This is a genomic window from Enterobacter cloacae complex sp. 418I7, from assembly GCF_050030705.1.
GTDB classification, from domain to species: domain Bacteria; phylum Pseudomonadota; class Gammaproteobacteria; order Enterobacterales; family Enterobacteriaceae; genus Enterobacter; species Enterobacter intestinihominis.
This window is the reverse complement of record NZ_JBLGUU010000001.1, coordinates 1,267,444-1,279,230: the sequence shown is the minus strand read 5'-3', so window position 1 is coordinate 1,279,230 and position 11,787 is coordinate 1,267,444. Positions and strand designations below refer to the sequence as shown.

Annotated in this window: 13 protein-coding genes; 11 read left to right on the top strand and 2 right to left on the bottom strand. The window is 53.4% G+C overall.

Annotation, left to right across the window (positions count from 1 at the left end; genetic code table 11):
* Window positions 1-177: 177 nt before the first annotated feature.
* The 10 genes from rsfS (at window position 178) to lipA (ending at window position 10,009) form a co-directional block, all read left to right on the top strand.
* Window positions 178-495, top strand: coding sequence for a ribosome silencing factor (gene rsfS, locus ACQG0S_RS06085; protein WP_003858696.1), 318 nt, complete (start codon window positions 178-180; stop codon window positions 493-495).
* 3 nt (window positions 496-498) lie between these two features.
* Window positions 499-966 (top strand): 23S rRNA (pseudouridine(1915)-N(3))-methyltransferase RlmH, encoded by a 468-nt coding sequence (gene rlmH, locus ACQG0S_RS06080; RefSeq protein ID WP_003858701.1) that lies wholly within the window; start codon window positions 499-501, stop codon window positions 964-966.
* Window positions 967-994: 28 nt separating this feature from the next.
* Window positions 995-2,896, top strand: a complete 1,902-nt coding sequence (mrdA, locus tag ACQG0S_RS06075) for a peptidoglycan DD-transpeptidase MrdA (protein WP_015571138.1) — start codon at window positions 995-997, stop codon at window positions 2,894-2,896.
* 2 nt (window positions 2,897-2,898) lie between these two features.
* Entirely contained in the window at window positions 2,899-4,011 is a 1,113-nt protein-coding gene (gene mrdB / locus ACQG0S_RS06070; protein ID WP_048966702.1) for a peptidoglycan glycosyltransferase MrdB, read from the top strand.
* A gap of 16 nt (window positions 4,012-4,027) precedes the next feature.
* Window positions 4,028-5,134, top strand: a complete 1,107-nt coding sequence (rlpA, locus tag ACQG0S_RS06065; protein WP_048966703.1) for an endolytic peptidoglycan transglycosylase RlpA — start codon at window positions 4,028-4,030, stop codon at window positions 5,132-5,134.
* 139 nt (window positions 5,135-5,273) lie between these two features.
* Window positions 5,274-6,485, top strand: a complete 1,212-nt coding sequence (gene dacA / locus ACQG0S_RS06060) for a D-alanyl-D-alanine carboxypeptidase DacA (RefSeq protein WP_003858714.1) — start codon at window positions 5,274-5,276, stop codon at window positions 6,483-6,485.
* Window positions 6,486-6,592: 107 nt separating this feature from the next.
* Window positions 6,593-6,856: a DUF493 family protein YbeD gene (ybeD, locus tag ACQG0S_RS06055; protein ID WP_003858718.1), complete on the top strand. Its 264-nt coding sequence runs from the start codon at window positions 6,593-6,595 to the stop codon at window positions 6,854-6,856.
* 94 nt (window positions 6,857-6,950) lie between these two features.
* Entirely contained in the window at window positions 6,951-7,592 is a 642-nt protein-coding gene (lipB, locus tag ACQG0S_RS06050) for a lipoyl(octanoyl) transferase LipB (RefSeq protein ID WP_023299587.1), read from the top strand.
* Between the two features lie 291 nt (window positions 7,593-7,883).
* Window positions 7,884-8,837, top strand: a complete 954-nt coding sequence (locus ACQG0S_RS06045) for a YbeF family transcriptional regulator (protein ID WP_426750115.1) — start codon at window positions 7,884-7,886, stop codon at window positions 8,835-8,837.
* Between the two features lie 206 nt (window positions 8,838-9,043).
* On the top strand, window positions 9,044-10,009 hold the full coding sequence (lipA, locus tag ACQG0S_RS06040) for a lipoyl synthase (RefSeq protein WP_048966704.1): 966 nt from the start codon (window positions 9,044-9,046) through the stop codon (window positions 10,007-10,009).
* 80 nt (window positions 10,010-10,089) lie between these two features.
* On the opposite strand, the gene tatE is transcribed toward lipA, so the two are convergent.
* Both tatE and ACQG0S_RS06030 read right to left on the bottom strand, forming a co-directional pair.
* Window positions 10,090-10,293 carry a twin-arginine translocase subunit TatE gene (tatE, locus tag ACQG0S_RS06035; protein ID WP_022647424.1) on the bottom strand — a complete coding sequence of 68 codons (204 nt, stop codon included), beginning with the start codon at window positions 10,291-10,293 and terminating at the stop codon, window positions 10,090-10,092.
* A gap of 128 nt (window positions 10,294-10,421) precedes the next feature.
* Window positions 10,422-11,210: a deaminated glutathione amidase gene (locus ACQG0S_RS06030; protein WP_048966705.1), complete on the bottom strand. Its 789-nt coding sequence runs from the start codon at window positions 11,208-11,210 to the stop codon at window positions 10,422-10,424.
* Window positions 11,211-11,277: 67 nt separating this feature from the next.
* Between ACQG0S_RS06030 and crcB the strand changes: the two genes are divergently transcribed.
* On the top strand, window positions 11,278-11,661 hold the full coding sequence (gene crcB, locus ACQG0S_RS06025; protein ID WP_017382474.1) for a fluoride efflux transporter CrcB: 384 nt from the start codon (window positions 11,278-11,280) through the stop codon (window positions 11,659-11,661).
* Window positions 11,662-11,787 lie beyond the last annotated feature (126 nt).

Here is an 11,787-nt window from a genome sequence, read left to right as displayed (position 1 = left end):
CGCTGCTTTACAGAAATTGTTTTACAAAAATGGCGATGCAATCTCAGGCGGAGGGTGGGATGATACCCGCCTTCAAAAGCCGGGCGGTGACATTTGTCCCGCGACTGGCGTCAGTTCAGGTATACTGACTGGCCACGAATTCATAGTTGTACAATCTCATTCACCCAGGGGGAAAACTTGCAGGGTAAAGCACTCCAGGATTTTGTTATCGACAAAATTGATGACCTGAAAGGTCAGGACATCATCGCTATCGACGTTAAGGGTAAATCCAGCATCACCGACTGCATGATCATCTGCACCGGGACCTCAACTCGTCACGTTGTTTCGATTGCTGACCATGTTGTTCAGGAATCGCGCGCGGCAGGGCTGCTTCCGCTGGGCGTTGAAGGTGAAGCGACCGCTGACTGGGTGGTTGTCGATCTCGGCGATGTGATTGTCCACGTCATGCAGGAAGAGAGCCGTCGCCTGTATGAGCTGGAAAAACTCTGGGGTTAATGCGTGAAGTTGCAACTGGTCGCCGTCGGCACCAAAATGCCGGACTGGGTACAAACCGGTTTTACTGAGTATCTGCGTCGTTTCCCAAAAGATATGCCGTTCGAACTGGTGGAGATCCCAGCAGGAAAGCGCGGCAAGAACGCAGATATCAAACGTATTCTCGATAAAGAGGGAGAGCTGATGCTGGCTGCCGCAGGCAAAAACCGCATCGTGACCCTCGATATCCCGGGAAAACCCTGGGATACGCCGCAGCTGGCGCACGAACTGGAGCGCTGGAAGCAGGATGGTCGTGATGTCAGTCTGTTGATTGGCGGACCAGAGGGGTTATCTCCCGCCTGCAAAGCGGCAGCAGAACAAAGTTGGTCACTCTCGGCGCTGACGTTGCCCCACCCGCTTGTGCGGGTTCTCGTGGCAGAAAGTTTGTATCGCGCATGGAGCATCACTACCAACCACCCTTATCACCGCGAGTAATGACAGACCAGGGTAATTTAAGCAGCGGATGAAACTACAGAATTCTTTTCGCGACTATACGGCTGAGTCCGCGCTGTTTGTGCGCCGGGCGCTGGTCGCCTTTACGGGGATTTTGCTGCTTACCGGCGTGCTGATCGCCAACCTCTATAATCTGCAAATTGTCCGCTATACCGATTACCAGACCCGCTCAAACGAAAACCGTATCAAGCTGGTACCCATCGCGCCCAGCCGCGGCATTATCTACGATCGTAACGGCACCCCGCTGGCGCTAAACCGCACCATCTACCAGATAGAGATGATGCCGGAGAAAGTGGATAACGTGCAGGATACGCTGAACGCGCTGAGAAGCGTTGTCGACCTGACTGATGACGACATCGCTGCGTTCAAAAAAGAGCGCGCACGTTCTCACCGCTTCACCTCTATTCCGGTAAAAACCAACCTGACGGAAGTGCAGGTCGCCCGTTTTGCCGTTAACCAGTACCGTTTCCCCGGTGTGGAAGTCAAAGGCTATAAACGTCGCTACTATCCTTACGGCTCCGCGCTGACGCACGTCATAGGCTACGTCTCCAAAATTAACGATAAAGACGTCGAACGCCTTGATAAAGACGGCAAGCTGGCTAACTACGCCGCAACCCATGATATTGGCAAGCTTGGGATTGAACGTTATTACGAAGATGTCCTGCACGGTCAGACCGGGTATGAAGAGGTTGAAGTTAACAACCGTGGCCGCGTGATCCGTCAGCTCAAAGAGGTTCCCCCACAGGCGGGACATGACGTTTATCTGACGCTCGACCTGAAGCTACAGCAGTATATCGAAACGCTGCTGGCGGGTAGCCGGGCCGCCGTAATCGTGACCGACCCGCGTACCGGCGGTATTCTGGCGATGGTTTCTATGCCAAGCTACGATCCGAACCTCTTCGTGGATGGCATCTCCAGCAAGGATTACTCCGGCCTGCTCAACGATCCAAACACCCCGCTGGTGAACCGCGCCACGCAGGGGGTTTATCCTCCAGCCTCAACGGTAAAACCGTATGTCGCCGTTTCTGCGCTGAGCGCGGGCGTCATTACCCGTAATACCAGTCTGTTTGACCCTGGCTGGTGGCAGTTGCCTGGCTCTGAAAAACGCTACCGTGACTGGAAAAAATGGGGTCACGGCCATCTGAACGTGACCAAATCACTGGAGGAGTCGGCGGATACCTTCTTCTATCAGGTCGCCTACGACATGGGTATTGATCGTCTGTCTGAATGGATGAGCAAATTCGGCTACGGACATTACACCGGTATAGATTTGGCGGAAGAACGTTCCGGCAACATGCCAACCCGCGAATGGAAGCTGAAGCGCTTTAAAAAACCCTGGTATCAGGGTGATACCATTCCGGTGGGGATCGGCCAGGGCTACTGGACGGCAACGCCGCTGCAAATGAACAAGGCGATGATGATCCTCATCAACGATGGCGTTGTGAAAGTACCGCACCTGCTGCAAAGCACCGTAGAAGACGGCAAAAAAGTGCCATGGATACAGCCGCACGAGCCGCCGGTGGGTGACATTCATTCCGGGTACTGGGAAATTGCCAAAGACGGGATGTATGGCGTAGCCAACCGCCCTAACGGGACGGCGCACAAATATTTCGCTGGCGCACCGTATAAGGTTGCCGCGAAATCAGGTACGGCTCAGGTCTTCGGTCTGAAAGCGAATGAAACCTATAACGCACATAAAATTGCCGAACGTCTGCGTGACCACAAGCTCATGACGGCGTTTGCCCCTTATGATAACCCGCAGGTTGCGGTGGCAATGATTCTTGAGAACGGCGGCGCAGGCCCGGCGGTGGGTACCATAATGCGTCAAATCCTCGACCACATCATGCTGGGTGATAACAACACCGAACTGCCAGCTGAAAACCCGGCAGCCGCTGCGGCGGAGGACCAATAATCATGACGGATAATCCGAATAAAAAATCGCTGTGGGACAAGATCCACATCGACCCTGCCATGCTGCTGATCCTGCTGGCTCTGCTGGTGTACAGCGCCCTCGTTATCTGGAGCGCCAGCGGCCAGGATATCGGCATGATGGAGCGTAAAATTGGCCAGATCGCCATGGGTCTGGTCATTATGGTGGTGATGGCGCAAATACCACCGCGCGTGTATGAGGGCTGGGCGCCCTATCTCTATATTTTCTGTATCATTTTGCTGGTGGCAGTAGATGCGTTCGGTGCTATCTCGAAGGGGGCGCAACGCTGGCTGGATCTGGGGATTGTCCGCTTCCAGCCGTCAGAAATCGCCAAAATCGCCGTTCCGCTGATGGTGGCGCGCTTCATTAACCGCGACGTCTGCCCGCCGTCGTTGAAGAATACCGCCATTGCGCTGGTGCTGATTTTCCTGCCGACGCTGCTCGTGGCCGCACAGCCTGACCTCGGTACCTCGATTCTCATCGCCCTCTCCGGCCTGTTCGTCCTGTTCCTGTCCGGCCTGAGCTGGCGTCTGATCGGCATCGCGGTGGTCCTGCTGGCTGCCTTTATTCCTATTCTCTGGTTCTTCCTGATGCATGATTACCAGCGCCAGCGCGTGATGATGCTGCTCGATCCCGAGACCGATCCGCTGGGCGCAGGCTATCATATTATTCAGTCGAAGATTGCGATTGGCTCCGGCGGCTTGCGCGGAAAAGGCTGGCTGCACGGGACACAGTCGCAGCTCGAATTTTTACCGGAACGCCACACCGACTTTATCTTTGCCGTTCTGGCTGAGGAGTTAGGGCTGGTTGGCATTCTGGTGCTGCTTGCACTCTACGTGCTGTTGATCATGCGTGGGCTCTACATTGCCGCACGCGCACAGACCACCTTTGGCCGGGTTATGGCGGGTGGATTAATGTTGATTTTGTTCGTTTATGTCTTCGTAAATATTGGTATGGTGAGTGGTATTCTGCCGGTTGTTGGCGTACCGCTGCCGCTGGTGAGTTACGGGGGCTCGGCACTGATCGTGTTGATGGCCGGGTTTGGTATCGTCATGTCGATCCATACCCACAGGAAAATGTTGTCCAAAAGCGTATAAAAATAAGGGGATCGCAATGCGTAAGCAGTGGCTGGGGATCTGCATCGCAGCAAGTTTACTTGCCGCCTGTACAAGTGATGATGGTCAGCAACAGGCAACCGTCGCGCCGCCGCAGCCTGCGGTCTGTAATGGCCCGATTGTTGAAATTAGCGGTGCCGATCCCGTTTATGAACCGCTGAACGCCAGCGTAAATCAGGATTATCAGCGCGACGGTAAAAGCTATAAAATCGTTCAGGATCCTTCCCGTTTCAGCCAGGCCGGCTTTGCTGCCATCTATGACGCTGAGCCAGGCAGCAATCTGACCGCGTCAGGTGAAACCTTCGATCCGATGCAGATCACGGCGGCACACCCGACACTGCCTATTCCAAGCTATGCGCGCATCACTAACCTGGCGAATGGCCGGATGATCGTGGTACGTATCAACGATCGTGGCCCTTACGGCAACGATCGCGTGATCTCCCTGTCACGCGCGGCAGCCGACCGTCTGAATACCTCAAATAATACAAAAGTGCGTATCGACCCGATTATCGTGGCGCAGGATGGTTCGCTGTCTGGCCCGGGCACGGCCTGTACCACGGTCGCGAAACAGACCTACGCCCTGCCCGCACGCCCGGATCTAAGCGGAGGTATGGGGGGCGCTTCAATGCCAGCAGAGCCCGCGCAGCCGCAGGGTGAAGTGCACGCCATCAGCAACGATACGCTACAAAGTGAAGATGCGACAGGCGCCCCGGTGAAAAGCAGTGGTTTCCTTGGTGCACCCACCACGTTAGCGCCGGGCGTGATTGAATCAAATGAACCTGCCCCAGCGCCTGCGCCCGTTGTTGCTGCACCCGCTGCACAACCCGCTCCGGTAACCGCACCTGCTGCTACGCAGACTGCGGCGCCTGCGACGGCGAGCGGCAGCTACGTGGTTCAGGTTGGCGCCGTCAGCGATCGGACCCGTGCAGAGCAATATCAGCAGCGTTTAAGCAAGCAGTTTGGCGTGCCAGGCCGCGTTGAGCAAAACGGTGCGGTATGGCGCATCCAGATGGGTCCGTTTGCCAGCAAATCGCAGGCAGCATCCCTGCAACAGCGTTTGCAGAGCGAGGCGCAGCTCCAGTCGTTTATCGCTGTTGCAAAATAATTAATCGGTGGTATCCGAAATGTCAGTTTGTGTAAACCACGTTAACACTCTCATGATGAAAGTCGGATGCCTGCCCGTATAGCATTTGCTATAGTAAGGCACTTTTTTTAATTCCATCACGGATGTCGTAGTTCTGACCATGAAGACCACTTTTTCTGCTCGTTTTGTGCAGCGCATGGCGCTGACCACGGCCCTTTGCGCTGCTGCGTTCTCCGCAGCTCACGCGGATGACCTGAACATCAAGACCATGATCCCTGGCGTTCCGCAGATCGACGCGGAATCCTACATCCTGATTGATTACAACTCCGGCAAAGTTCTGGCAGAACAGAACGCCGATGCCCGCCGCGACCCGGCCAGCCTGACCAAAATGATGACCAGCTATGTTATCGGCCAGGCCATGAAAGCGGGTAAATTTAAAGAAACCGATCTGGTGACTATCGGTAACGATGCGTGGGCAACCGGCAACCCGGTGTTCAAAGGTTCATCGCTGATGTTCCTGAAGCCAGGCATGCAGGTTCCGGTCTCTCAGCTTATCCGTGGCATCAACTTGCAGTCCGGTAACGACGCCTGCGTGGCAATGGCCGATTTTGCAGCGGGCAGCCAGGACGCGTTTGTGGGCCTGATGAACAGCTACGTCTCTGCGCTGGGCCTGAAAAACAGCCACTTCCAGACCGTTCACGGCCTGGACGCCGAAGGTCAGTACAGCTCCGCGCGTGACATGGCGCTGATCGGTCAGGCGCTGATCCGCGATGTGCCAAACGAGTACTCTATCTACAAAGAGAAAGAGTTCACCTTCAACGGCATTCGTCAGACCAACCGTAACGGCCTGCTGTGGGACAATAGCCTGAACGTCGACGGCATCAAAACTGGTCACACCGACAAAGCCGGCTATAACCTGGTGGCTTCTGCCACTGAAGGCCAGATGCGTCTGATCTCTGCCGTGATGGGGGGCCGCACGTTTAAAGGACGCGAAACGGAAAGTAAAAAACTGCTGACCTGGGGCTTCCGCTTCTTCGAAACCGTGAATCCGCTGAAAGCCGGTAAAGAATTTGCCTCTGAACCTGTCTGGTTTGGCGATAACGACCGTGCTTCCCTGGGTGTGGACAAAGATCTCTATCTGACGATCCCACGCGGTCGTATGAAAGATCTGAAAGCCAGCTACGTGCTGAATACCACCGAGCTGCACGCCCCGCTGCAAAAGAATCAGGTCGTGGGTACCATCAACTTCCAGCTGGATGGCAAAACCATCGATCAGCGCCCGCTGGTGGTGCTGGAGGAAATTCCTGAAGGCAATTTCTTCGGCAAAATCATTGATTACATTAAGCTGATGTTCCATCACTGGTTTGGTTAAAAATTGAACACTTGAAAGTGTGATTTTGATCCCCATATACTACGTATCAGTAAAACTCCCGCCCCGTGGCGGGAGTTATTATTTTTTATACACACGCCGGAGCTGACATGAAAACCAAACTTAACGAACTGCTTGAATTCCCTACCCCTTTTACTTACAAAGTAATGGGTCTGGCGAAACCTGAGCTGGTTGATCAGGTGGTTGAAGTGGTACAGCGCCATGCGCCGGGCGACTACTCTCCATCAGTCAAACCGAGCAGCAAAGGTAACTACCACTCGGTGTCAATCACCATCACTGCGACACACATTGAGCAGGTTGAGACGCTGTACGAAGAGCTCGGCAATATTGAAATTGTTCGTATGGTGCTGTAGTCCTTCTGCGGTTACCCGGTTTGCCGGGTAACCCACTTCCCCGCTGTGATATACTCCCCGTTACCTATTCTCCCTTGTCTTCGGAGACATCCTTTTGTACCAGGATAAAATTCTTGTCCGCCATCTTGGGCTACAGCCTTACGAGCCTGTCTCTCAGGCTATGCATGACTTTACCGACAGGCGCGATGACACCACGCCTGATGAAATCTGGCTGGTTGAACACCTGCCGGTGTTCACTCAAGGCCAGGCAGGAAAAGCCGAACATTTATTGATGACGGGCGATATCCCGGTGATCCAGAGCGATCGCGGTGGACAGGTGACCTACCACGGCCCGGGCCAGCAGGTGATGTATGTTCTGCTTAACCTGAAACGCAGAAAGCTGGGCGTGCGTGAGCTCGTGACCTTACTGGAGCAAACCGTGGTGAATACGCTGGCTGAGTACGATATTGACGCTCACCCTCGCGCCGATGCCCCGGGCGTTTATGTGGGAGAGATGAAGATCTGTTCGCTGGGGCTGCGTATCCGAAAAGGCTGCTCGTTCCACGGGCTGGCGCTGAATATCAATATGGATTTGGCCCCCTTCCAGCGCATCAACCCATGTGGGTATGCCGGTATGGAAATGACGCAAATGCGCCAGTGGGTCGATACCGCCACGCCTGACAATATCCGGCCCGTGCTTCTGAAGAACTTTTTAGCACTGCTTAACAATCCCACCTACGAATATATTGCTGCTTAACTTACCTTGGGCAGTGGCTCAATTATTTGACCAGCCACTGCTTAATTACCGCATTTACGCTTTACAATAAACCGCATATTCTATATTTTCGAGTCGCCCATATATTAGCGTCACATATTAATTAGAACCTTAATAGAACCATCACCGGGTTTCGTGTAACGTGCGTGACAATCACCCAACTGCTTGTTTTCGATAAATAATGGAAACTTACTAAACACTTTACGAATCTCTGCAAGCATAATAAATAAATTCAACTATCATTCATATTGTGAATGGATACGGAGTAAGAGCGTGGAGCCTACTAATTTACCAGCCAAACGCCTGAATGAAACCAGCGGCGAAGATAAGCCGCAAATTTTTCGGACTTTACGTAATATTGATCTCAATTTATTGACTATTTTTGAGGCGGTATATGTCCATAAAGGTATCGTTAATGCTGCGAAAATTCTTAATCTCACGCCCTCTGCTATTAGCCAGTCAATTCAAAAATTGCGCGCGATATTTCCCGATCCGTTATTTATTCATAAAGGCCAGGGCGTAACCCCAACCGCGTACGCTACCCATCTGCACGAGTACATCAGCCAGGGTCTGGAATCAATACTGGGCGCGCTGGATCTCACCGGCAGTTATGATAAGCAACGAACTATCACCATAGGCACCTCTCCCTCAGTGGGCGTTCTGGTCATGCCGGCCATCTATCAGGCGGTGAAACAGCATGCGCCACAGTTGCTTATCCGCAACGTGCCCGTCACCGATCCGGAAACACAGCTGGCGCAATTCCAGACGGACCTGATCATCGACGGCAATAGCTTTACGGCCAGAGCGTTAGGGCATAACGTACTTTATACCGACACTCTGGCGCTCGTTTGTCGTCAGGCTCACCCTGCGTTGAGCGCACCTTTGACGCCAGAAAATTTGCGCCATTACGAACATGCGACATTTATGTCCGAAGGACAGGGTCAGGATCCTCTGCGACAACGTATTGACGAACTCTTCCCGGACCGTCCGATCAGCTTTAGCAGTTACAATATGTTTACCCTCGCGGCCCTGATTGGCAGCAGCGACTTGCTCTGTATCATGCCTGTGCGTCTCTTCACTTTGCTTCAAAAGTGCTGGCCACTGGAGAGCATTCCATTAAGTCAACTTACGACGGAATCTATTGAAATCTCACTGCATTACAACAAGCTAAGCCTGCGCGATCCGGTGCTGGAAAACGTCATCAATGTGATCCGCCAGACTTTTTGATCCGCCTTTCAGCGTAAGGCCCTGCCGCATGCGGGGCAAAAGGCACAAAACAACAACTATTTTACAAATTGGCGACCTGGCAGGCTGCTTTACCGCCCCTTTAAATGTTATACTGCCTGTCGTTCGTTCAAAAATAGTTGATAATTACAACATTCCCTTGAATTGAAACGCTTTCCTTCGATATTCGCAACTGGAACACGCACGCTATGAGTAAACCCATTGTGATGGAACGCGGTGTTAAATACCGCGATGCCGATAAAATGGCCCTTATCCCGGTTAAAAACGTGGCTACAGAGCGCGAGGCGCTGTTAAGAAAACCGGAATGGATGAAAATTAAACTTCCGGCTGACTCTTCGCGTATTCAGGGGATCAAAGCGGCGATGCGCAAAAATGGCCTCCACTCTGTCTGTGAAGAGGCCTCCTGCCCTAACCTTGCTGAATGTTTCAATCACGGTACCGCGACGTTTATGATTCTGGGTGCCATCTGCACCCGCCGCTGTCCGTTCTGTGACGTTGCTCATGGCCGTCCTGTTGCGCCTGACGCTAACGAACCGCAAAAACTGGCGCAGACCATTGCCGATATGGCGCTGCGTTATGTTGTTATCACCTCCGTTGACCGTGACGATCTGCGCGATGGCGGTGCTCAGCATTTCGCTGACTGCATTACCGCCATCCGCGAAAAAAGCCCGAACATTAAGATTGAGACGCTGGTGCCGGACTTCCGTGGCCGTATGGACCGCGCGCTCGATATCCTGACCGCGACGCCACCAGACGTGTTCAACCACAACCTGGAGAACGTACCGCGTATCTACCGTCAGGTGCGTCCAGGTGCAGATTACAAGTGGTCGCTGAAGCTGCTGGAGCGCTTTAAAGAAGCCCATCCGCATATTCCTACCAAGTCTGGCCTGATGGTGGGACTGGGTGAAACCAACGCTGAGATCATTGAAGTGATGCGCGATCTGCGCCGCCACGGCGTCACCATGCTGACGCTGGGGCAGTACCTACAGCCAAGCCGTCACCACCTGCCTGTACAGCGTTACGTGAGTCCGGATGAGTTCGATGAAATGAAAGCCGAAGCGATGGCGATGGGCTTTACCCACGCTGCGTGCGGTCCGTTTGTTCGCTCCTCTTATCACGCCGATATGCAGGCGAAGGGCGAAGAAGTGAAATAAAGCTGTAAAACTTATTTACAGTAAAACAAAAAACCGGCCTCGTGAGCCGGTTTTTTTATGCAAGCCTTGCAGCATTGCCATTACTCTTTGTGTGAAAGCTTCTGTGCTGCGATGTCATCTTCGGCACTTTTCTTCGCTGCCGCGTCGTCATCGTTCATTGCTTTCTTAAAGCCTTTAATGGCAGCACCCAGGTCTCCACCCAGCGTGCGTAACTTCTTGGTACCGAACAGCAGGACGACCAGTGCGGCAACCACCAGCAGTTTGGTAATACTAATCTCACCCATAAATACCTTCTTTACATGAAACAGGCTGCATTCAGCGCCAAAGAAACCTGAACGTATTAACGGTCATCAGGCGCGCGCACACAATAGCAATCTGTAACAAGGTGAATCAAGCATTGTTGAAAAAAACATCATATTAATTGCGGTGGCGCAAACCTGCGGTTGCGCAGAACAGGTAATTGCTGACGCGCAAGCGTTATTCGTGCTGACGTTATCTCTGTCAGCAGTAAAGCAGGCGCTTCCGCCGCCGCGGCTACGGTCACTCCCAGCGGATCGACAACCCTGCTCTGCCCGATATTTTTATTGCCACATTCACCCGCAGCCACTACATAGCAGGTGGTGTCCAGCGCGCGTGCGGCCAGTAGCGTTACCCAGTGATGCTCCTTAAGCGGTCCTCTGACCCACGCGGCGGGCAGAACCAGCACCTCGGCCCCCTGTAGTGCCAGGTTCAGCGCCAGCTCCGGAAAACGGATATCGTAGCAGGTCATCAGGCCAACCTTAAAACCCTCCACCTCAATCAGCGGCGGAATTACACTCCCCGGATCGACCAGTCGCGACTCCTGGACGCTGAACGCATCATACAGATGAAGTTTGGCGTAGCTTGCGACAATTGTGCCTTCACGTATCGCCACCAGCGTGTTCACCGCCCGCCCCGGCGTGGAGGGAACATGGATAGTCAAAATGGTGGTGAGCGCGTTACCGACGCTTTCGGACAGCAGTCGTTTCAGAAACGCCCCTTCCAGCATTTGCGCAGACTTTACCGACAGGTCCGGATCGCCATCATCGCGCGCCAGTAACGCTTCAGGAAGCACCAGCAGCGCCGCCCCTTTTTGCTTCGCCTGGTTCATCAGGGAGATGCACTTGTCCGCGTTTTCATTCCAGTCCGGCGTCACCGCAAACTGCCCTACTGCAACATACATAATTGTCTCCCGGTTAAAAACAGCGTTACACTCGACGCACTTACACAGCAAATAGCAGGTATTGACAGTGTTACAACTACTTATAGCCGTTTTTATTGGTGGGGGCACGGGTAGCGTTGCGCGCTGGCTCTTAAGCATGCGGTTTAACCCGCTGCATCAGGCCATTCCGATGGGGACACTGGCGGCAAACCTGATCGGGGCATTTATCATCGGGATGGGGCTGGCGTGGTTTAATCGCATGACCAACATCGACCCTATGTGGAAGGTACTGATTACGACCGGTTTCTGCGGCGGTTTAACGACGTTTTCTACCTTCTCTGCGGAGGTGGTGTTTCTGTTTCAGGAAGGCCGGATGGGCTGGGCGCTGACGAACATTGCCGTTAACATGCTTGGCTCGTTTGCGATGACTGCGATCGCATTCTGGTTATTTTCCTCCGCCAGCGGACATTAAGCGCGACAACCTTAATGTTGGCTTAATTTTTCTCTGTCATTCTTGGCTCAATATTGAACGAGGGTGATAGCATGAGAGAGAATCTGTCAGGCGTGGGTATGGTATTGCTAAGCGTCGCGATCGTCG

Coding starts and splice junctions, on each gene's coding strand:
- dacA (WP_003858714.1), top strand. CDS start 5,274: ATGAAGACCACTTTTTCTGCTCGTTTTGTGCAGCGCATGGCGCTGACC.
- ybeD (WP_003858718.1), top strand. CDS start 6,593: ATGAAAACCAAACTTAACGAACTGCTTGAATTCCCTACCCCTTTTACT.
- mrdB (WP_048966702.1), top strand. CDS start 2,899: ATGACGGATAATCCGAATAAAAAATCGCTGTGGGACAAGATCCACATC.
- mrdA (WP_015571138.1), top strand. CDS start 995: ATGAAACTACAGAATTCTTTTCGCGACTATACGGCTGAGTCCGCGCTG.
- lipA (WP_048966704.1), top strand. CDS start 9,044: ATGAGTAAACCCATTGTGATGGAACGCGGTGTTAAATACCGCGATGCC.
- rlpA (WP_048966703.1), top strand. CDS start 4,028: ATGCGTAAGCAGTGGCTGGGGATCTGCATCGCAGCAAGTTTACTTGCC.
- tatE (WP_022647424.1), bottom strand. CDS start 10,293: ATGGGTGAGATTAGTATTACCAAACTGCTGGTGGTTGCCGCACTGGTC.
- ACQG0S_RS06030 (WP_048966705.1), bottom strand. CDS start 11,210: ATGTATGTTGCAGTAGGGCAGTTTGCGGTGACGCCGGACTGGAATGAA.